General features: G+C 74.0%; 15 protein-coding genes. 11 read left to right on the forward strand and 4 right to left on the reverse strand.

Annotated elements, in window-relative coordinates; all coding sequences use genetic code 11:
* Positions 1 to 140: 140 nt before the first annotated feature.
* From ACSUPR_RS27705 to ACSUPR_RS27720, 4 genes are all read left to right on the forward strand, one after another.
* Positions 141 to 1,217, forward strand: a complete 1,077-nt coding sequence (locus ACSUPR_RS27705) for a FecCD family ABC transporter permease (protein ID WP_436887809.1) — start codon at positions 141 to 143, stop codon at positions 1,215 to 1,217.
* Entirely contained in the window at positions 1,214 to 2,326 is a 1,113-nt protein-coding gene (locus ACSUPR_RS27710; protein ID WP_436887810.1) for a FecCD family ABC transporter permease, read from the forward strand. Before ACSUPR_RS27705 ends, ACSUPR_RS27710 begins: the two co-directional genes overlap by 4 nt.
* Positions 2,323 to 3,165, forward strand: a complete 843-nt coding sequence (locus ACSUPR_RS27715; RefSeq protein ID WP_436887811.1) for an ABC transporter ATP-binding protein — start codon at positions 2,323 to 2,325, stop codon at positions 3,163 to 3,165. The genes ACSUPR_RS27710 and ACSUPR_RS27715 overlap by 4 nt, the downstream gene beginning before the upstream one ends.
* Before the next feature lie 323 nt (positions 3,166 to 3,488).
* Complete coding sequence (locus tag ACSUPR_RS27720; RefSeq protein WP_436887813.1) at positions 3,489 to 5,504, forward strand: PhoX family protein; 2,016 nt, start codon at positions 3,489 to 3,491, stop codon at positions 5,502 to 5,504.
* A gap of 415 nt (positions 5,505 to 5,919) precedes the next feature.
* Here the strand turns inward: ACSUPR_RS27720 and ACSUPR_RS27725 are convergent, their stop codons facing one another.
* Both ACSUPR_RS27725 and ACSUPR_RS27730 read right to left on the reverse strand, forming a co-directional pair.
* Positions 5,920 to 6,372: a GNAT family N-acetyltransferase gene (locus ACSUPR_RS27725; protein WP_436887815.1), complete on the reverse strand. Its 453-nt coding sequence runs from the start codon at positions 6,370 to 6,372 to the stop codon at positions 5,920 to 5,922.
* A 67-nt stretch (positions 6,373 to 6,439) separates the two neighbouring features.
* A complete protein-coding gene (locus tag ACSUPR_RS27730; RefSeq protein ID WP_436887817.1) occupies positions 6,440 to 7,717 on the reverse strand; it encodes an isochorismate synthase in 1,278 nt (425 codons plus the stop codon).
* A gap of 306 nt (positions 7,718 to 8,023) precedes the next feature.
* Between ACSUPR_RS27730 and ACSUPR_RS27735 the strand changes: the two genes are divergently transcribed.
* From ACSUPR_RS27735 to ACSUPR_RS27765, 7 genes are all read left to right on the forward strand, one after another.
* Entirely contained in the window at positions 8,024 to 9,661 is a 1,638-nt protein-coding gene (locus ACSUPR_RS27735) for a glycoside hydrolase family 10 protein (protein ID WP_436887819.1), read from the forward strand.
* Between the two features lie 377 nt (positions 9,662 to 10,038).
* Positions 10,039 to 10,725: a serine/threonine-protein kinase gene (locus tag ACSUPR_RS27740; protein ID WP_436887821.1), complete on the forward strand. Its 687-nt coding sequence runs from the start codon at positions 10,039 to 10,041 to the stop codon at positions 10,723 to 10,725.
* 203 nt (positions 10,726 to 10,928) lie between these two features.
* Entirely contained in the window at positions 10,929 to 11,330 is a 402-nt protein-coding gene (locus ACSUPR_RS27745) for a TOBE domain-containing protein (protein WP_436887823.1), read from the forward strand.
* On the forward strand, positions 11,323 to 12,126 hold the full coding sequence (gene modA / locus ACSUPR_RS27750; protein ID WP_436887825.1) for a molybdate ABC transporter substrate-binding protein: 804 nt from the start codon (positions 11,323 to 11,325) through the stop codon (positions 12,124 to 12,126). The genes ACSUPR_RS27745 and modA overlap by 8 nt, the downstream gene beginning before the upstream one ends.
* Positions 12,123 to 12,947, forward strand: coding sequence for an ABC transporter permease (locus ACSUPR_RS27755; protein ID WP_436887826.1), 825 nt, complete (start codon positions 12,123 to 12,125; stop codon positions 12,945 to 12,947). The genes modA and ACSUPR_RS27755 overlap by 4 nt, the downstream gene beginning before the upstream one ends.
* The gene (locus ACSUPR_RS27760; protein WP_436887828.1) at positions 12,944 to 13,981 is read left to right on the forward strand and encodes a sulfate/molybdate ABC transporter ATP-binding protein; all 1,038 of its coding nucleotides are present in this window, start codon (positions 12,944 to 12,946) and stop codon (positions 13,979 to 13,981) included. Before ACSUPR_RS27755 ends, ACSUPR_RS27760 begins: the two co-directional genes overlap by 4 nt.
* A gap of 157 nt (positions 13,982 to 14,138) precedes the next feature.
* A complete protein-coding gene (locus ACSUPR_RS27765; RefSeq protein WP_436887830.1) occupies positions 14,139 to 14,420 on the forward strand; it encodes a DUF3040 domain-containing protein in 282 nt (93 codons plus the stop codon).
* 81 nt (positions 14,421 to 14,501) lie between these two features.
* Here ACSUPR_RS27765 and ACSUPR_RS27770 read toward each other — a convergent pair whose 3' ends face one another.
* A complete protein-coding gene (locus ACSUPR_RS27770) occupies positions 14,502 to 17,771 on the reverse strand; it encodes a penicillin-binding transpeptidase domain-containing protein (RefSeq protein ID WP_436887832.1) in 3,270 nt (1,089 codons plus the stop codon).
* Between the two features lie 372 nt (positions 17,772 to 18,143).
* Positions 18,144 to 19,490, reverse strand: coding sequence for an FAD-dependent oxidoreductase (locus ACSUPR_RS27775; protein ID WP_436892167.1), 1,347 nt, complete (start codon positions 19,488 to 19,490; stop codon positions 18,144 to 18,146).
* Between the last annotated feature and the right edge of the window lie 263 nt (positions 19,491 to 19,753).

The raw sequence follows: 19,753 nt of genomic DNA on the forward strand, positions 1-19,753 counted from the left end.
CCGGGAGGGGACTCGGGGGGTGTGCGGACGGCAGGGCGGTGTGTCGTTCCAGGCCGGGACGTGGCAAACTTAGATCATCCAGATACGGCTAGGCAAACCTAAGTTAGGTTCGCCTGGCCTTCGTCATGATAGGAGTCCGGGTGCACGACACCTCCGGGCCGCCCCCCGGTAACGCGGTCCCCCCCGCTCCGGCGGCGTCTGCGGACACCGCGGTCGCCGCCCGCCGGGGCCGCCGCCTCGCCGGGCTGGCGGCCCTCGTCCTGCTGCTGTGCGCGGCGTCACTGGCCAGCGTCCTGATCGGCGCCCGCGCCCTGAGCCCCGACACCGTCTGGCAGGCGCTCACCTCCACCGCCGGGGCCGAGGCCGACATCATCGTCAACGACATCCGCCTGCCCCGCACCGCGCTGGGGATCATGGCCGGTGTCTCCCTGGGGCTGGCCGGCGCCCTCATGCAGGGCCACACCCGCAACCCCCTGGGCGACCCCAGCATCCTCGGCGTCACCTTCGGCGCCGCCCTGGCCGTGGTCCTGGGCATCGCGCTGTTCGACATCACCGCCCTGTACGCCCAGGCCTGGCTCGCCTTCGCCGGGGCGGGGGCCGCGGTCGTCGTGGTCTACCTCATCGGGTCCGTCCCGGGGCGCGGCCCCACTCCCGTCACCCTGGCGCTGGCGGGGACCGCGGTGAGCTGGCTGGCCTACTCGGTGGTGTCCGGGCTGGTCCTGCTGGACCGCTCCACGATGGACGACTTCCGGTTCTGGCGGGTGGGGTCCCTGGTCGGCCGCGACTCCGAGATCCTGCTCCCCATGCTGGTCGTCGTCGCCGCCGGAACCCTGCTGGGCCTGGCCAACACCGGCGCGCTCAACGCCCTGGCGCTGGGCGAGGACACGGCCAAGGCCCTGGGACACCGGGTCGGCCGGGCCCGGATCGTGGGCCTGAGCGCGATCACCCTGCTCACCGGTATCACCGTCGCCGCCTGCGGCCCCATCGCGTTCGTCGGCCTGGTCGTGCCCCACCTGGCCCGCGGCATCGTCGGCGCCGACCACCGGTGGCTGCTGCCCTACTCCGCCCTCATGGGCGCGATCCTCCTGCTGGCCGCCGACGTGCTGGGCCGCTTCCTGGCCCCGCCCGGCGAGCTCCAGGTCGGCATCGTGCTCGCCCTGGTCGGGGCGCCCTTCTTCATCTACATCGTCCGCCGCAGGAGACTCCTCGCGCTATGACATCCCTCGCCCCCGAACGCGCACAGGTGCGCGCCCGGCTGCGCCGCAGCCGTCCGGCCCTGCGCCTGGGACCGGTCGCCCTGCGGCTGCGCCCGCGCCTGGTCGCCGTGTGCCTGGCGACCCTGGCCGCCCTCACCGTCCTGCTCGCCCTCAACCTGTCGCTGGGCCGGACCCCGCTGGCCCCCGCCCAGGTGTGGGCGCACATCATCGGCACCGACTACGAGCACTACTTCACGGTGTGGCGGGTGCGGATGCCCCGCGTGGTGGTGGGCATGCTCGCCGGAGCGGCCCTGGCCGCCGCCGGAGCCGTCACCCAGACCATCATGCGCAACCCGCTGGCCAGCCCCGACCTGCTCGGCGTCACCCACGGGGCCAGTGCGGGCGTGGTCGCCGTCCTGGCGTTCGGCGGCAGCTACGGCATCCTCACCGGGGGCGGCCCGCTGTCCTCCCTGGGGGTCCCCGCCGTCGCCCTGGCCGGCGGGCTGGCCGCCGGGATGCTGTGCTACACCCTGGCCAGGCGGGGCGGCGTCGACGGCTACCGGCTGCTGCTCGTGGGCGTGGGCATCTCCACCATCCTCATGAACCTCACCCTGTGGCTGCTCACCCTGGGAGAGGTCACCGACACCGGCCGGGCCATGGTCTGGGTCGCCGGAAGCCTCAGCATGCGCACCTGGGAGCACGCCGCCCCGGTGGCCGCGGCCCTGGTGGTGCTGCTGCCGCTCGCCCTGGCAGCCTCGCGCACCCTTGACGCCCTGGCCTACGACGACGACGTGGTGCGCGGCCTGGGCGTGGACCTGGAGCGCGCCCGCACCGCCATGCTGGTCCTGGCGGTGCTGCTGGCCGCCTTCGGCACCGCCGCCGCCGGACCGATCCTGTTCGTGTCCCTGGCCTGCCCGCAGATCGCCCTGCGCCTGGCAGGCCCGGGCACCTCCCGGCCGCCCGTACTGCTGTCGGCCCTGGTCGGCGCCGCCCTGGCCAGCGGGGCCGACCTGCTGGCCCGCACCGCCCTCGACAACATCCAGCTGCCGGTCGGCGTCGTCACCGGCTGCCTGGGCGCGCTGTACCTCATCTACCTGCTCGTCCGCGCCAACCGGAGGACCCAAGCATGACCGCTCCGCAGCCCACCCGTACCGAGGCCGCACCCTCCACGGCCCCGGCGCGCCTGAGCGCCCGCGGGCTGACCCTGGCCTACGACGACCGCGTCATCGTCGACGGCCTGGACGCCGACATCGTCGAGGGCACCATCACGTGCGTCATCGGCCCCAACGGGTGCGGCAAGTCCACGATGCTGCGCGCCCTGGGACGGCTGATGCGCCCCAGGTCGGGGCTGGTGGAACTGGACGGCCGGGACATCCACCGCACGCCCACCCGCGAGGTCGCCCGGGTGCTGGGCGTACTGCCCCAGCAGCCCACCGCCCCCGACGGGCTCACCGTCGCCGACCTGGTCGCCCGCGGCCGCCACCCGGCCCAGCGCTGGTACCGGCAGTGGTCGGGCGACGACCACGAGGCGGTCGCCCGGGCGCTGGAGCTGACCGGTCTGGCCGAGCTGGCCGACGCCCCGCTGTCGGAGCTGTCCGGCGGCCAGCGCCAGCGCGCCTGGATCTCCATGGTCCTGGCCCAGGGCACCGACCTGCTCCTGCTCGACGAGCCCACGACCTTCCTGGACCTGGTGCACCAGGTGGACGTGCTCGACCTGGTGCGCGAGCTCCACGCCGAGGGCGGGCGCACCATCGTCATGGTCCTGCACGACCTCAACCTCGCCGCCCGCTACGCCGACACGGTCATCGCCATGCGCGAGGGCCGGGTGCTGGCCTCCGGCCCCCCCGCCGAGGTGCTCACCCCCGCCCTGCTGCGCGAGGCGTTCGGCCTGGAGGCCGTCGTGGTCGAGGACCCCGTCACCGGCGGGCCGATGGTGGTCCCGGTCGGCCGCAGCAAGGAGAAGGCATAGGGGCGGAGGATCCGGGCACAGGCGCGGAGAGGGGCCGGGAAAGGGCTCCGGGCGTGGAGTCTGGACCCGGTGGCCCGCGGGATGGATCATCGCGAACGAGAACCGATGTTGTGTGTTCACGTGGAAGCGCACGGTGATGAACGCAGCGCTGGACGGGAGTTGTAGGCGCGTTCACCTCGGTTTCACCCGTGCGTGTGGAACCTCGGCCAAGGTCGAGAGCGACCGGTGGGACCACCCCACCCGCCGCGACCCCGCTCGGCCCGCCCCAGCCCCGTACCAGGGTGGAGCCGCCCGGGGGAAACCACGATCCCCAAGGAGAAGGTGTGCCCGAATCCGCGCCCCACCGTCGCTCGCTGCCGCTCATCGGCATGGTCGGAGGCGGCCGCTCCCGCAGAACCTGTGAACTGCGCTGCGGAGACGCCTGCTTCCACCCCGCCCCCAACACCAGCGACAACGCCTACTTCGGTGACATCTTCGCCAAGGCGCTCTCCCGCCGCTCGATGCTGGGCGCCGCCGCGGTCGGCGCCGGAGTCGGTGCCCTGGGCATGGCCGTCCCGGCCGCCGCGGACCGCGGCCCCGACCGTCCCAAGCCGGCCCCCCGCCCCACCTTCAAGAGCGTCCTGCCCAACAACGACGACAAGGTCACCATCCCCAACGGGTACGACCAGCACGTCATCGTCCGCTGGGGCGACCCCGTCCTGCCCGGCGCCCCCGAGTTCGACATCGAGAACCAGACCGCCGAGGCGCAGGCCCTGCAGTTCGGATACAACTGCGACTACGTCGGTCTGCACCAGCTCGACGAGAACCGCGGCCTGCTGTGGGTGAACCACGAGTACACCAACGAGAACCTCATGTTCCGGGGTTACCGGAACGGTGCCTCGGCGACTCCCGAGCAGATCCGGATCGCCATGGCCGCCCACGGCGGCTCCATCGTCGAGGTCGAGCGCGTGGGCCGCACCGGCCAGTGGCGCCTGGCCGGGGGCGAGCGGCGCTACAACCGGCGGATCACCACCGACACCCCGTTCACCCTCACCGGCCCGGCCGCCGGGCACGACCTGCTCAAGACCGCGGAGGACCCCACCGGGACCACCGTGCGCGGCATGCTCAACAACTGCGCCGGCGGCTACACCCCCTGGGGCACGTTCCTCAGCGGCGAGGAGAACTTCAACCAGTACTTCGGCGGCGCCCCGGCCACCCGGGAGTACTCCCGCTACGGTCTGGGCACCGGCGCCTCCGGCCGCCGCTGGGACCGGGTGGAGGAGCGCTTCGACCTCTCCCGCCACCCGAACGAGGCCAACCGCTTCGGCTGGATCGTCGAGACCGACCCCCTCGACCCCTCCGCGCCGCCGGCCAAGCGCACCATGCTGGGCCGCTTCAAGCACGAGGGCGCCACCGTCCGCCTCGCCGCCGACGGCCGCGCGGTCGCCTACATGGGCGACGACGAGCGCTTCGACTACATCTACAAGTTCGTCAGCGCGAAGAAGTTCCGCGAGGGCGACACGCGCCACAACCTCACCCTGCTGGACACCGGCACGCTCTTCGTCGCCCGCCTCACCGGCAACAGCCCGGAGGAGGAGATCGACGGGTCCGGCGCCCTGCCCGCCGACGGCGAGTTCGACGGCTACGGCGACTGGATCCCGCTGACCAGCGACACCACGAGCTTCGTCGACGGGTTCAGCGTGGCCGAGGTGCTCATCCACACCCGTCTGGCGGCCGACGCCGCCGGGGCGACCAAGATGGACCGCCCCGAGGACGTCGAGGCCAGCCCCGTCACCGGCAAGGTGTACGTGGCCCTCACCAACAACTCCGCCCGCGAGCCGGGCCAGGCCGACGAGCCCAACCCGCGCGGCCCCAACAAGCACGGCCACATCCTCGAGATCATCGAGCACAACGGCGACGCCGCCGCCGAGGCGTTCGCCTGGAACGTGCCCCTGGTCTGCGGGAACCCCGAGGACGAGGACACCTACTACGCGGGCTACGACAAGTCCAAGGTCATGCCGATCTCCGCGCCCGACAACGTCACCTTCGACAACGACGGCAACCTGTGGATCTCCACCGACGGCCAGCCCGGCGCCCTGGGGATCAACGACGGCCTGTACGTCATGCCGGTCGAGGGGCGCTTCCGCGGCGAGCTGAAGACCTTCGCGACCGTGCCGGTGGACGCCGAGGCCTGCGGCCCGTTCATCACCGAGGACGGCAAGACGGTGTTCCTCGCCCCGCAGCACCCCGGTGAGGACGGCACCTTCGAGGCCCCCACCAGCGTGTGGCCCGACGGCGACTTCCCGCGCCCGTCGGTGGTCTGCATCTGGCACAAGGGGAACGTTCCGGTAGGCCGGTAACCGGTACCGACGGCCACCGGCCCCGGGATCTCCGTCGTGGGGGAGTCCCGGGGCCGGTTCGTGTCCGGAGCCCGTGGGGGCTCGTCCCGTTCGGCTCCCCGGTGCCCCGGCCCGGTGGTGGCGGCGTCGCCGGCGACCGTGCCGACGGCATCCGCGGGACCGCCCGGGCCGCGCACGAACCGGTGGGGCCCGGGCGCGGGCCGGTGAAGCGCCGGTGCGCGGTGGACCCGGAGGGGCCGGACCCCGGTGAGTGCCGGGCCCGGGTGCAGCCGCCGGTGGCGACGAAGATGACCGCGGCGGACGCGGCGGCCGCCGCGTCCGCACCGTCCCGGGGCCGGGTGGGCGCCTCGGGCACCACCGGCCGTTCCACCGTCGACACCCGGACAGGCCGCCGGGGACCCGAACGGGACGGGCTCTAAAGGACCTTGCCGAAGCACAGGGAGGAGGGCGAGCCGGCGTAGGCGCCGAAGGGCTCCACCGGGGTGTACCCGGCCTTGGTGTAGAAGCGCACGGCGTCGGGCTGGCGGTCGCCGGTCTCCAACCGCAGGCGCTTCCAGCCCTGTTCCAGGGCCCACTCCTCCAGGGCGGCCAGCAGCCGGGCGGCCGCGCCCGACCCCCGGCTCCCGGGCAGGACGTACATCCGCTTGACCTCGCCGCCCTCGTCCGGACCCAGGTCGCGCAGACCGCCGCACGCCACGGCGGTGCCGTCGGCGGTCCTGGCCAGCGCGAACACGGCGATGTCGGAGGCGGACGGGGGTGTTCCCGGCTCGGAGTCGGGGGTGCCGTACCGTTCGGCGATCTCGGCGCGCTGGCGGGCGCGGAGCCCGGCTGCGTCAGGATCGTCCCAGGCCACGAAGTCGATGCGCATGGCATGACGGTATACCGGACGTGTTACACGCCGGTTTCCCGTTCCGCGCTCCGGGGTGCGGACCCGTTCACCCGTCGGTGAGGGCCTCGCGCACCGGCCGGAACTTGGACTCGGTCTCGGCGATCTCCGACTCCGGCTCGGATCCGGCGACGATCCCGCACCCGGCGAACAGCCGGGCCGTGGACCCGTCGACGTACGCACTGCGCAGGGCGATGCCCCACTCGGAGTTGCCCGCGCCGTCCACCCAGCCGACCGGTCCGGCGTAACCGCCGCGGTCCATGCCCTCCACCTCGTCGATCAGCCGCATCGCCGTGGCCCTCGGGGTGCCGCCCACGGCCGCCGTGGGGTGCAGGGCGGCCACCGCGTCCAGCGCCGACACCCCCGGCCGCATCCTGGCGTGCGCGCGGGTGGCCAGGTGCTGGACGTTGGCCAGCCGGAGCAGGTGAGGCCAGGCGGGGACCACCAGCTCCTCGGCCAGCGGGGCGAGCGCGTCGCGCAGAGAGTCCACCGCCAGCCCGTGCTCCTCCACGTCCTTGGCCGAGGACATCAGTTCCTCCGCGAGCCTCCTGTCCTCGTCCTCGTCGGCGCCGCGCGGACGGGTCCCCGCCAGCACCAGCGAGGACAGCTCCTCTCCCTCCCGGCGCAGCAGCAGCTCGGGGGTGGCGCCGACCATGCCCGCCACCGAGAACGTGAAGCACTGCGGGTAGCGGTCGTTCAACCGCTCCAGCAGGGTGCGCACGTCGATGGGGGAGTCGGCGCGGGCCACGATGTCGCGGGCCAGCACGGTCTTGTCGAGCTCCCCGGCGCGGATGCGCGCGACGGCGCCGGCGACGGCGTCGCCCCACTCGCGGGCGGTGAGCTCCCCGGTGCTCCAGGAGAGGGGGCCGATCGGGCGCGGGGCGGGGGCCGGGTAGAGCAGTTCCTCGGGGTGGACGCCGGGCTCGTCGGTGATGGTCGTCAGCCAGGTGCGGCCGTTGCGGCGGCCCAGCAGGACCCGGGGGACCACCATCGTGGAACCCGCGGAGACCGGCGCGAAGGTGAACGTGCCGAAGGCGACGGCGCCGGTACCCGGCACGCCCACCGCGTCCTCGACCTCGGCCTGTTCCAGCAGCCCGGTGAGCCAGCGTGCGGCCTCGGTGAAGCGGGTGGTGTCGGTGGGCTCGGTGCCCTCCGGCTCGGCGTCCAGGCTCCACCGGGCGGCCTCTCCCCAGCCGACCAGGCCGCTGTCGCCGGTCAGCCAGGCCAGCGGGGTTCCGGCGGGCAGGCGGCGCACCAGGGAGCCGGCGCCGCCGCGCAGCGGCACGGTCCGGACGAAGAGCTTGGGAGGGCACACAGCGGCGTTCACGACACTCGAGTCTAGGTCGCCCGACAACCCGGACAGGCCGGGACGGGACGGCCGGGCGGCCGGGGTCAAGCCCCGCGCCGGGGAGCCGGGGCGGCGTTCCGGCGCTTTCCATAACCCGGGACCGGTGAAACCGTGGGGGTTCCGGGTGACGCATTGACCTGAGGAGATGTTCCCTTGCCGGAGTTTGTGCGAGGTTGTCCACAGCTTGGCGGAATCGTGTCTGAAAATTGACATTGTCATCTAGTCTGGTCCACGGCACGGCGCTCCGGGGGTGGGCGCCGCCCCGCTTCCAGAGGAGACGCTGCTTTGAAGGGTTCTGTGGCACGGGCCGCGACCGCACCGCGCGCCGCGCGGTGGGCGACCGCGGTCGCCGCGTTCGCCGTCCTGCTCGCCGGATGCGCCGCGGGCGCCCCCGGGGGAGCGCCCGGCGACGGTGCGAGCGGCAGCCGCAACGGCGACGGCGGTGCCGGCGGCTCCGTGCGCGCCGCGGAGGCGCTGTGCGCGGCCGACTCCGAGCGGCGGATGCGCGGCGCCTGGCTCACCACCGTCCGCAACATCGACTGGCCCTCCGAGCCCGGCCTGCCCGCCGCCGAGCAGCAGGCCGAACTGGACGCCTACCTCGACGACGCCGTCGCCATGGGCCTCAACGCCGTGTTCCTTCACGTGCGGCCGACCGCCGACGCCGTCTACGCCTCGGACCGGGAGCCCTGGGCCCGCTACCTCACCGGCGAGCAGGGCGGCGACCCCGGCTACGACCCGCTGGAGTACGCGGTGGCCCGGGCGCACGAGCGCGGCCTGGAGCTGCACGCCTGGTTCAACCCCTACCGGGTCGGTCTGCAGGAGCCCGACATCGAGAACCTGGTGGACGACCACCCGGTGAAGCGCAACCCCGAGTGGCTGGTGGACTACGGGACCGAGGCCTATGTGGATCCCGGCAACCCGGAGGTCCGGGAGTGGGTCACCGGCGTCATCATGGACGTGGTCGAGCGCTACGACATCGACGGCGTCCACTTCGACGACTTCTTCTACCCCTACCCCAAGGACGGCGAGGAGTTCGACGACGACGCCTCCTGGGAGGCGCACGGCGGCGACTTCGACGACCGCGGGGACTGGCGGCGGGACAACGTCGACCAGCTCATGCGCGACGTGCACGGCGCCATCGGGGAGAGCAAGCCCTGGGTGAGCTTCGGCGTCTCCCCGTTCGGCATCTGGCGAAACCAGGCCACCGACCCCACCGGGTCGCCCAGCTCCGGGCTCCAGTCCTACGACGCCCAGTACGCCGACACCCGCACCTGGATCCGGGAGGGCACCGTCGACTACGTCGCCCCCCAGCTGTACTGGGAGCGCGGGTTCGGCACGGCCGACTACGAGGCGCTCGCCGACTGGTGGGCGAACGAGGTCGAGGGGACCGGGGTGGACCTGTACATCGGCCAGGCCGCCTACCGCCTGGGCGAGGACGGGTGGACCGGCGACGACGCGCTCTCCACCCAGCTCGACTACTCGGGCGGGATGGAGCAGGTCGACGGCGACGTCTACTTCTCCATCAGGAGCCTGCGCGAGAACCCGGCGGCGGTCGACGACCTGCTCGGCGTGCACTACGCCGACCCGGCGCTGCCGCCGCGCACCGACTCGGGCGAGGAGGAGGCCCGGGTGGGCGCCGTCGCGGGGGTGTCGGCCCGCGCCGGGGACGACGGGGTCGAGGTGCGCTGGGACGCCGCCGAGGGCGCCCGCTTCTACGCCGTCTACCGGCTGCCCGCCGCGGCGGCCGAGGCCGGGGACGCGACGGTGTGCGAGGAGCTCACCCCGGCCAACCTCGTCGGCGTGACCGGCACCACCGGGTTCACCGACACCGGGGCGGGGGACGACGCCGTGTACGCGGTCACCGCCCTGGACGACTACCGCGCGCAGGGGCCCGTCGGCGAGGTCGCCGACCCGCGCGGCTGACCGGGACCGGCCGCGGCCCCCGGCCCTTCCGGGCCGGGGGCCGCCGTGCGTTGCTGACATAATCGCTTTTCGCACACCGGAACGATCACCCCCCTGCCCCGGGTGGAAAGCGACGACGTGGACCCCCTGCTGTCCGTGGACCCCGAACACATCGGCCGTTACCGTCCGACCCACCGCCCGGGTGCGGGCGGCACGGGCCAGGTGCACCTGGCCCAGACGCCGTCCGGCCGACGGATCGTGGTCGAGGTGATCCGTCCCGAGTACGTGAAGGACGACGGGTTCCGGGCCCGGTTCGCCCTGGAGGCGGAGGCCGCGCGCCGGGTGGGCGGATTCCATACGGCACAGGTGGTGGACGCCGACCCGGACGCCCCGCTGCCGTGGATCGCCACCGCGTACATCGAGGGCCCGTCCCTGGACGAGGCCGTCCAGGATCGGGGCTCCTGGAGCCGGGGGCGCTGCGCTCCCTCGCCTTGGGCCTGGCGGAGGGGCTCGCGGCCGTACACGGGGCCGGGCCGGTGCACCGGGACCTGGAACCGGGGAACATCATCCTGGCGCAGGACGGCCCGCGGATCATCGACTTGGGGATCGCCAGGCCGCTGGACACCACGAACCTGACGGCGACGGGTGCGGTGCTCGGCACACCGCCCTACATGTCGCCGGAGCAGACCGAGGGGCAGCGGGCGGGTCCGCCTTCGGACGTGTTCTCACCGGGTACAGTGCCGGCCTTCGCGGCGACGGGGGTCAATCCGTTCGCCGCGGAGTCGATGGCGGCCACGGTGCGCCGCCTCATCGGGCCCGCACCCGCGCTCATCGGGGTCCCCGAGGACGCGGCAGGCCTGATCATCGAGTGCTGGGACAAGGACCCCGAGGCGCGGCCCACCCCCGGGCACATTCTGGACCGCTCTGGGCAGGGGCGGCCGCGCCCGCCCCGCCCGAAGGCCACGCCGGTCCGGACGGCCCCGACACGCCGCCTGCCCGCCGAGATGCCGCCCACCCGGCGGACACGACGCTCCTGCACCGGCTCGGGGCCGGGGCGGAGACGTGGAACGGGGAGAGCCCGGTGATCGGGGTGATCCTCCTCGTGGCGATCGGGGCGGTCTTCACGGTGGGGCTGCTGATGTCGCTGCCGTGGTCGTGAGTCCCCGGGGGGCGGGGGGGCAAGTTGGAGGATCGTCTCACGAACACGGCCCTCCAGCGGGGAGAAAGTTATGATCCACTAGCCAGAAAGGGCTAACACCATCGCAGATGCGAGCGGTAGATTCCTCCCATGCCCACCTTCCAGATCAGCGAGGCCGCCGAACTGCTCGGCGTCAGCGCCGACACCGTGCGCCGCTGGGTCGACTCCGGACGCCTCGGCGCCACCCGCGACGCCTCCGGCCGCCGCCTCATCGACGGGGCCGACCTGGCCGCCTTCATGCGCGACGGGTCCCACCAGGACCCCGACCGCCACCGCTCCTCCGCGCGCAACCGCTTCCGCGGACTGGTCACCGGGATCGTCCGCGACACCGTCATGGCGCAGGTGGAGATCCAGGCGGGACCGCACCGCATCGTCTCGCTGATGAGCCGCGAGGCCGCCGACGAACTCGGCCTGGAGATCGGCAGCACCGCCACGGCCGTGGTCAAGTCCACGAACGTGATCGTCGAATCCGACGGAGGACACCATGCGTGACGCCCCCCTGCGACTCACCGCGGCACTGGCCGCCGCGACGCTGGCCCTCACCGCCTGCGCGGGCGAGGACAGCGGTCCCGCAGCGACGGAGGGCCCCACCGGAAGGCTCACCGTCTTCGCCGCCGCCTCCCTCACCGACGTCTTCGAGGGCCTGGCGGAGGAGTTCGAGGCGCGCAACCCCGGGGTGGAGGTCGTGTTCAACTTCGCGGGCAGCAGCGAGCTGGCCGCCCAGATCGGCTCCGGCGCCCCCGCCGACGTGTTCGCCGCGGCGAACACCGCCACCATGGACCAGGTCGTCGGGGGGGAGGGGCTGGACCGCGGGTGGGCCGCGGAGCACGGCCGGGAGGGCGCGGTCTTCGCCACCAACACCCTGCAGATCGCCGTCCCCGCCGACGACCCCGCCGGGATCCAGGACCTCGACGACCTGGCCGCGGACGGAGTGTCCGTTGCGTTCTGCGCCGAGGAGGTCCCGTGCGGCGCGGCCACCGCCACCGCCCTGGCCGCCGCCGGACTCGACATCACGCCCGTCACCTACGAGGAGGACGTCCGCGCCGTCCTCACCAAGGTCGAACTGGGAGAGGTCGACGCCGGACTCGTCTACCGGACCGACGTGGTCGCCGCCGGGGACGCCGTCACCGGCATCCCCTTCCCCGAGGCGGAGGCGGCCGTCAACGACTACCCGATCGGCCTGCTCGCCGACGCCCCCCGGCCCGACCTGGCCGCCGAATGGATCGACCTGGTGCTGTCCGAGGACGGGACGGCCGCCCTCGCCGAAGCCGGGTTCGGTACCCCGTGACCCGCGCTCCCGGTCGGGCCGGGCCGGTCCTGCGGGCCCGGTCGGGGCGCCCGCCCTGGCCGCTGCTCCTGCCCGCCCTGGTCGGCGTCGCCTTCCTCGTCCTGCCCCTGCTGGGGCTGGTCGTGCGCGCGCCCTGGTCCGAGATGGGCCGCCGGGTCACCGAGCCCGAGGTGCTGGCCGCCCTGTGGCTGTCGCTGTCCACCGCCACCGTCGCGACCCTCGTCTGCCTGGTCCTGGGGGTACCGCTGGCCTGGCTGCTGGCGCGCACCGGGTTCCCCGGGCGCCGGCTCGTGCGCGCCCTGGTCACCGTGCCCCTGGTCATCCCGCCCGTCGTGGGCGGTGTCGCCCTGCTGCTGGTGCTGGGCCGCAACGGCCTGATCGGGCGGTACCTGGACGCCTGGTTCGGGATCACCGTCCCCTTCACGTCCGCGGCCGTGGTGCTGGCCCAGGTGTTCGTGGCCATGCCGTTCCTGGTGATCAGCGTCGAGGGGGCCCTGCGCGGCGCCGACCGGCGCTACGAGGAGGCCGCGGCGACCCTGGGCGCCGGACGGGTCACCGTGTTCACCCGCGTCACCCTGCCCATGGTGCTCCCCGGCATCGGGGCCGGGGCGATCCTGTGCTGGGCCCGCGCCCTGGGCGAGTTCGGGGCCACCATCACCTTCGCCGGGAACTTCCCCGGCACCACCCGGACCATGCCCCTGGCCGTGTACATGGCCATGCAGCGCGACCCCGAGGCCGCGATCGTGCTCAGCCTCGTCCTGCTCCTGGTGTCCCTGGCCGTGCTGGCCACCCTGCGCGAGAAATGGGTGAACACGGCATGAGCGTGCTCTCCGCCGACCTTCGTCTGCACCGCGGCGACTTCGAACTGGACGTCTCCCTGTCCGCGGCGGCCGGCGAGGTGCTGGCCCTGCTCGGTCCCAACGGCGCGGGCAAGTCCTCGGCGCTTCGCGCCCTGGCCGGGCTGCTCCCGCTCACCGCCGGGCATGTGCGGGTGGACGGCGACGACCACACCCGCACCCCGGTGGAGCGGCGGCCCATCGGGGTGGTCTTCCAGGACTACCTGCTGTTCCAGCACATGAGCGCCCTGGACAACGTCGCTTTCGGGCCCCGCTGCCAGGGGGCGTCCAAGGCCGACGCCCGGGCCCGCGCCGCCGAACTGCTCGACCACATGGACCTGGCCGGGCACGCCCGCTCCCGGCCCCGGGACCTGTCCGGAGGGCAGGCCCAGCGGGTGGCGCTGGCCCGCGCCCTGGCGGTGCGCCCCCGCCTGCTGCTGCTGGACGAGCCCATGGCCGCCCTGGACGTCAGCACCCGTATCCGCGTCCGCGGCAGGCTGCGCCGCATGCTGGAGGAGTTCGACGGGGCGACGGTGCTGGTCACCCACGATCCGTTGGACGCCATGGTGCTGGCCGACCGCATCGCCGTCGTCGAGGACGGCCGGGTGGTCCAGGAGGGCGCGCCCGCCGAGGTGGCCCGCCGCCCCCGCACCCCCTACGTGGCCCGGCTGGTGGGGCTCAACCTGTTCCGCGGCAGCGCTGACGGCACGGCGGTCGCCCTGGACGGCGGGGCGGTGGTGGAGGTGCACGAGGCGCACCGCGGACCCGCGCTGGTGGCGTTCCCGCCCCGGGCGGTCGCCCTCTACCGGCGGCCCCCCGACGGCAGCCCGCGCAACCTGTGGGAACTGGCGGTCGACGGCGTGGAGCGGTTCGGCGACCAGGTGCGGGTGCACCTGACGGGTCCGCTCGACCTGGCCGCCGACATCAGCCCCGCCGCCCTGGCCGAACTGGGCCTGGCCCGCGGGGACGGCGTGTGGGCCGGGGTCAAGGCCGCCGAGGTCGAATGCTACCCCGGGTGACCGGCAGCCGCGACGCCGTGCGGCGGCGGCCTGCGGGGCCGTGCACGGGCCGGGAAAACCCGCGGAACCCGGGATATCCTCCTGCTCCGCTGGGGAGACTGTAGGACACCCGGTGGCGACGTAGTCCTTCCCCCGGCCGCTGAAGGAGGGTGCTGCCATGTCCCTGAGAGAACACGAACAGAGAATCCTGGAGGAGATCGAGCGGCGGCTCAGCGAGGAGGAGCCCGAGCTCGCAGACCGCCTGGAATCCTTCGGGGACCCCGACGCGCCCGCCGACCCCGGACTGGGCGGCTGGAAGCCGTGGGTCGCCTGCGGGCTGATCGCGGCCGTCACGGCCGGCCTCCTGGTCCTGCTGTTCGTCCTCACCCCGGGTGCGCCGCAGACCACCGGGCCGACGGCACCCGCGCAGACCGTCCAGCCCGCCGACGGGAACCGCTAGGGCGTGCCCGGAGCCGCGGCCCGCGGCCGCCGGGCGCGCCGCGGGCGGTGGGCGGCCCGAACCGCCCACCGCCCGGGGGTGTCACAGCGCGTTCGTGAACTCCGCGGCGATCGGACCGGCGACGGACGAACCGCCACCGCCGCCCTCCACCACCACGGCGAACGCGACGTCGCCCTTGAAGCCGATCATCCAGGCGTGGCTGGGCAGCTCCTCGTCCTCGCCCTCGGCCGTGCCGAACTCGGCCGTGCCGGTCTTGCCGTACACCTCGCCCTGGAAGGGCAGGCTCTCGGCGGTGCCCTCGGTGATGACCGCGCGCATCATCGTGCGCAGGGCCTCCGCGTTGGGGATCGGCCGGGGCTCGGGAAGCTCCTCGGCGGCCGGCTCGGTCACCAGCAGCGGGGGCCGCCAGGTGCCGTCGGCGACCGCGGCCGGGACCGTGGCCATGTGCAGCGGCGAGGTCTCGACCTGGCCCTGGCCGATCGCCTGGGCACCCAGCATGACGGCGCCCTCGGAGATCGGGTAGACCGGCTCGAACGTCGGCACGCCGATGCTCAGTGCGGCGTTCATCCCGAACAGCTCGGCGCTGGTCAGCAGGGCGTTCGCGTCGATGTTGTCGACCGCCGCCCGGACCAGTGCGGTGTTGCAGGAGGTCGCGAACGCCTGGGTCATCGTCTGCGAGCCGTACTCGGCACCGCCCGCGTTCGTGAACTCCCAGCCGCCCGGGTTGTACTCCTTGGGGCAGTCGAACGGACTGTCCATGGTCATGCCGCCGTCGAGCAGCGCGTTGTAGCTGACGACCTTGAACGTCGAGCCGGGCGGGTAGCGGCCCTCGAAGGCGCGGTTGAACCCGCCGGGGACGTTCACCGCCGCCAGGATCTCACCGGTGGACGGGCGGATCGCCACCATCGCCGCCGGATCGTCGGAGTCGATGATGGCGTCGGCGGCCGCGTTCTGCACCGCCATGTCGATGCTGGTGACCACGTTCTCACCGGGGGCGCCGTCCAGGCTGGCGACCGTGTTCTCCTCGGTCGCCTCCACGGCGTCGGCCTCGGTGCCGGCGTCCACCTTGACGATGGTGGTGGCGGCCTGCCCGGCCAGTCGCTCCTCGTAGGTGCGCTGCAGGCCGCTGGTGCCGACGGTGTCGCCGACCCGGTAGGCCGGACCCAGCCGCTCGACGTCCTCCTCGGTGGCCTCTCCCATCGCGCCGACGATCATCTGCAGCGAACCGGAGATGTCCGGGGTGTCCAGGCGGGTGCCGTCGGCGGCCAGGATCTGTCCCCGCTCACCCCACACCGCGGTCCGGGCCAGGATCTGGCCCTCGGCCAGGCCGGGGAAGGCTACCTCGGGTGAGAACTCCACCAGCCACTCGCCGTCCTGCCGGACCAGCGGGAGTTCGCCCTCCCAGCCCCAGTCGCCGGCGTTGGACAGGGCGACGGACACCTCGTAGGAGGCGGTGCCGGTGTCGCCGTCGGTGGCGGGTTCGTCGACGGTGACGTCGACGCTCTCCACGCCGATCCCGGTGGCGATGCCGCCGAGGACCTCGGCGGGGTCGCCACCGGTGGTGACGGCGGCCATGCGCTCGTAGTCCTGTGCCTCCCAGGCCGCCTCGTACTCGGAGGTGGCCTCCTCCGGCTGGGGGAGGGTGAGCACGTACCAGGAGACGCCGCCGCCGATCAGCGCCAGCACCACCACGGCGGAGACGACGCCGATGACCAGTCCGCGCCGGGACTTGCGCTCCGGCGGTCGGGGCGGCTCCTGTGGTGCGGGTGCGCCGTCGTTGTAGAGGTACTCGAAGCCGCCCGGGGGCGCGGGCTCCCCGTCCCGGGGCTCCCCGTCCCAGTCGTCCCAGCCGTCGCGGGGCCCGCCGGGGCCCTGCGGGGGGCCGCCGCGGCCGTCGCCCGAGTCCCAGCCTCCGGCGCCCTGTTGCGGGCCGCTCCACTCGTCCTCGTATCCGGGCGCTCCGGGCCGCCCGCCGCCCCGGGGGGTTTCCCCGTACGCGTCGTCGGCGCCACCGGAGGCGTTCCAGGCCGCGGGGCCCCGCCGGGGATCGTCCTGCGAGCCCCAGCCGTCGGCGTCCGGGCCCCGGTGGGCTTCGTGGGGCCGCTCGTCCCACCCCGAACCGGGGTCCTGGGGTCCGCTGTGCGCGCCCCGGGCGTCGTGGGCCGCTTCGGGCCCCTGGCGGGTTCCGTGGGGCTGCCCGTCCCACGCGGCAGGGGCCCGGACGCCGTCGCCCCGGGCGTCGTTCGCCCCGGGGGCTTCGCCGGGCCGTTCGCCCCGGGCGGCTTCGGGCGGCTGGGGCGTTGCGCTCCACGAACCGCCCCGGCCGCCGCCGCTCCAGGTGTCGCCCTGCGGTTCGTCCCACGCGGCGTCGGGCCGCCCGTTCCAGGTGGCCTCGGTCGCCGACGGCCCGCTGGGGGTCCCCCAGTCGTCGCCGCCCGTTCCGGGTCCCTGGTGGGCGGCGTCGGGACGCCCGTCCCAGGCGTCATCGGCCGGGCGGGCGCCGCCGGGCTGTTCGTTCCAGGTGCCATCGGCGGTCCGGGGCGCGGGGTTCCAGGAGTCCCCCCGGTCACCGCCGACCCAGGTGTCGCCCTGCGGTTCGCTCCACGCGGTGCCGGTCTCCTGCGGTCCGCTGTGCGCGCTCCTGGCCCCACCCGTTCCGCGGGCGTCACCGGGCTGTGCGTCCCACGCCCCGATCGGCTGCGGTCCGCTGTGCGCGCCCTCCCGGGCGTCCGCCCCGGCGGTGTCCGCGGGCTGCTCACCCCACACGGGTGCGCCCTCGGCGTCCGGGTCGGCGCCCCGGTGGGCTCCGTGCGGCTGTTCGTCCCATGTCGGGGCGTCGTCCGCGGGGGCGTCCCACGCCCCGGTGCCGCGCGGGGGAGCGCTGTGCGCGCCCCGGGGGGCGTCGCCGGGCCGCACGTCCCACGCCGCGGCGGTCTGCTGCGGGTCACCGCCGTCCCGGGTGTCGCGGGGCGGCCGGTTCCACGCGTCGTCGGTCGGCCGGGGGCCGTCCGGGTCCGCGGTGCCGCCCGGTCGCACGTCCTCGGGGGACCGGTCCGGGCCGGGCGCCTCGGCGGGCCGGTCCGGGGTCTCCCAGTCCTTCCAGGTGTCCGCGGGAGGGGCCTCGTGGGGCTGCGGGGCGTTCCACGCGCCGGTGGGCCCCTGCGCGGCGGGGTAGGGGGTGTCCCAGGCCTCGGGACGGTCGGAGGTGCCGTCGGCGGCGGCCCCGTCCGGGGCCGCGGGCCGTCGGGGGATGCGATAGGGGTTGTCCGGGCGCACTCCTCGGGTCGGGGTGCCGCCCGACTCCTCGGGCGGCCCGGAGGAATCCGGTTGCCGGGGGGACCGTTCGTCCACGCCTGACCGTCCTTCGTCGTGTTTCGGGGAGAATACCAAGATGCCCCGCTCCCACCTCGGTGGGAGCGGGGCACGAGGATGACGGTCGGCGTGGCGGTCGCCTCTCGGCGCGGGGCACAACGGGGCTCCGGACCGCACGGTCACCCCTCGCGGGGGCCGCGCGCGGTATTCCGCGAAGGCAATGGTTGAGGCCCGGGGGACACTTGCTACCACACCGACCAACAGTGACTCTAACCCATGGAACCCGGCCGCTGTTCCATGTCCCCCGGGTGAGTCGCATGCACAATCTCACGGTGGGGCAGGCACTCCGGGAGGGAATAAGGTGCCGGCCCCGCAGAGGGGCGCGGGGCCGGCCGGGACGTTCGCGCGGGGTCAGCCCTGACGCGCGACCGTGGTCTGCTCCTCGCGGGTGAGCAGCTTGAGGCGCTTGCGGCCGCGGGCCGCCCCCAGCTCCTCCTCGCGGGCCTCGATGCGCTTCCAGCCCTCCCACGTCGTGTACTCCACGCCGCGCTCCTCCAGCAGGGCCCGGAAGGCGACCGGGTCCGGCTCGGCGGCCGGGGTGAACGACTCGCGGTCGGAGACCAGGTTGGTGACGGTCTCCAGGGCGTCGCCCTTGGTGTGGCCGATCAGGCCGACCGGGCCGCGCTTGATCCAGCCGGTGGCGTAGACACCGGGGATGTGGTTCTCGTCCAGGTCCAGGACCCGGCCCCCGCGGTTGGGGACGACGCCGTGCTCCTCGTCGAAGGGCAGGTCGGTCAGGGGCGAGCCCAGGTAGCCGATGGCCCGGTAGACGGCCTGGACCTCGTGGTCCACGTACTCACCGGTGCCCCTGACGTTGCCGTCGCCGGTGAGCTCCATGCGCTCGGTGCGGAAACCGGTGACCCGGTCCTCGCCGAGCACCGCCACCGGGGAGTGCAGGAAGTGCAGGTGCAGGCGGACGGCCTCGCCGCGCGGGTCGCGCAGCGCCCAGTTCTGGAGCACCTTGACGTTGGTCTTGATCTGGTTGGAGTCCTCGCACGCCTGGAGGCTGCCCTCGTCCATCTCGAAGTCCTCGGGATAGACGACGACCTCGACCCCCGGCTGCTTGTCGAGCTCGCGCAGCTCCATGGGGGTGGCCTTGCACTGGGCGATGCCGCGGCGGGCGAAGACGTGCACGTCGGTGATCTGCTTGGCGCGCAGGCCCTCGTACACGTTGTCGGTGATGTCGGTCTCGAGCAGGTCGTCGGCGTTCTTGGCGAGGATGCGGGCCACGTCGACGGCGACGTTGCCCGCGCCGATCACGGCGACGCTGGTGCCCTCGACGTGCCAGGACGGCGAGACGTCGGGGTGGGAGTCGTACCAGAAGACGAAGTCGGCGGCGCCGTGGCTGCCCGGCAGGTCGATGCCGGGGATGTCCAGGGGCCGGTCGCGGTCGCTGCCGGTGGAGAAGATGACCGCGTCGTAGTGCCTGCGCAGGTCCTCCAGTTTGAGGTCCCGGCCGTACTCGACGTTGCCGTAGAAGGTGATCTCGGGCTTGTCGAGGATCTTGTGGAGGGCTCCCTGGATCTGCTTGATCCGGGGGTGGTCCGGGGCGACGCCGTAGCGGACCAGGCCGTAGGGGGAGGGCAGCTTGTCGAGGATGTCGATGCTGACGGACGTGCCGCACGCGGACAGGGTCTCGTCCTTGGTGAGCAGGTCGGCGGCGTAGATTCCCGCCGGACCGGCACCAACGATTCCCACTCGCAGGGGTCGCGTCATCGCACAGCTCCAAGTCTTCGCGCCAGGGTCGGACGCCATCTAAAGGTAAGGCTTGCCTAATCTATCCGGTGTCGACACCGGTAATTCCCACTATACTGGTGGGGAATTCCGCCCTCGTCTCCGGGGCCCGATCCGGCCCGGGGCGGCGCTCCGGCGCCCTCCGCGATCCCGGCATCCCAGATGGGGCGGGGGTCGCGGCGTGCCCGAAGGCGGCGTTCCGCGCCCCTCCAGCAAGGGTCAACGCG

Source organism: Nocardiopsis dassonvillei (assembly GCF_964273065.1).
Lineage (GTDB): Bacteria > Actinomycetota > Actinomycetes > Streptosporangiales > Streptosporangiaceae > Nocardiopsis > Nocardiopsis dassonvillei_B.

Bases quoted from the DNA above. Each gene is read 5' to 3' on its own strand.
- ACSUPR_RS27710 (WP_436887810.1), top strand. From the start codon at position 1,214: ATGACATCCCTCGCCCCCGAACGCGCACAGGTGCGCGCCCGGCTGCGC.
- ACSUPR_RS27715 (WP_436887811.1), top strand. From the start codon at position 2,323: ATGACCGCTCCGCAGCCCACCCGTACCGAGGCCGCACCCTCCACGGCC.
- ACSUPR_RS27725 (WP_436887815.1), bottom strand. From the start codon at position 6,372: ATGCGCATCGACTTCGTGGCCTGGGACGATCCTGACGCAGCCGGGCTC.
- ACSUPR_RS27745 (WP_436887823.1), top strand. From the start codon at position 10,929: ATGCCCACCTTCCAGATCAGCGAGGCCGCCGAACTGCTCGGCGTCAGC.
- modA (WP_436887825.1), top strand. From the start codon at position 11,323: ATGCGTGACGCCCCCCTGCGACTCACCGCGGCACTGGCCGCCGCGACG.
- ACSUPR_RS27760 (WP_436887828.1), top strand. From the start codon at position 12,944: ATGAGCGTGCTCTCCGCCGACCTTCGTCTGCACCGCGGCGACTTCGAA.
- ACSUPR_RS27765 (WP_436887830.1), top strand. From the start codon at position 14,139: ATGTCCCTGAGAGAACACGAACAGAGAATCCTGGAGGAGATCGAGCGG.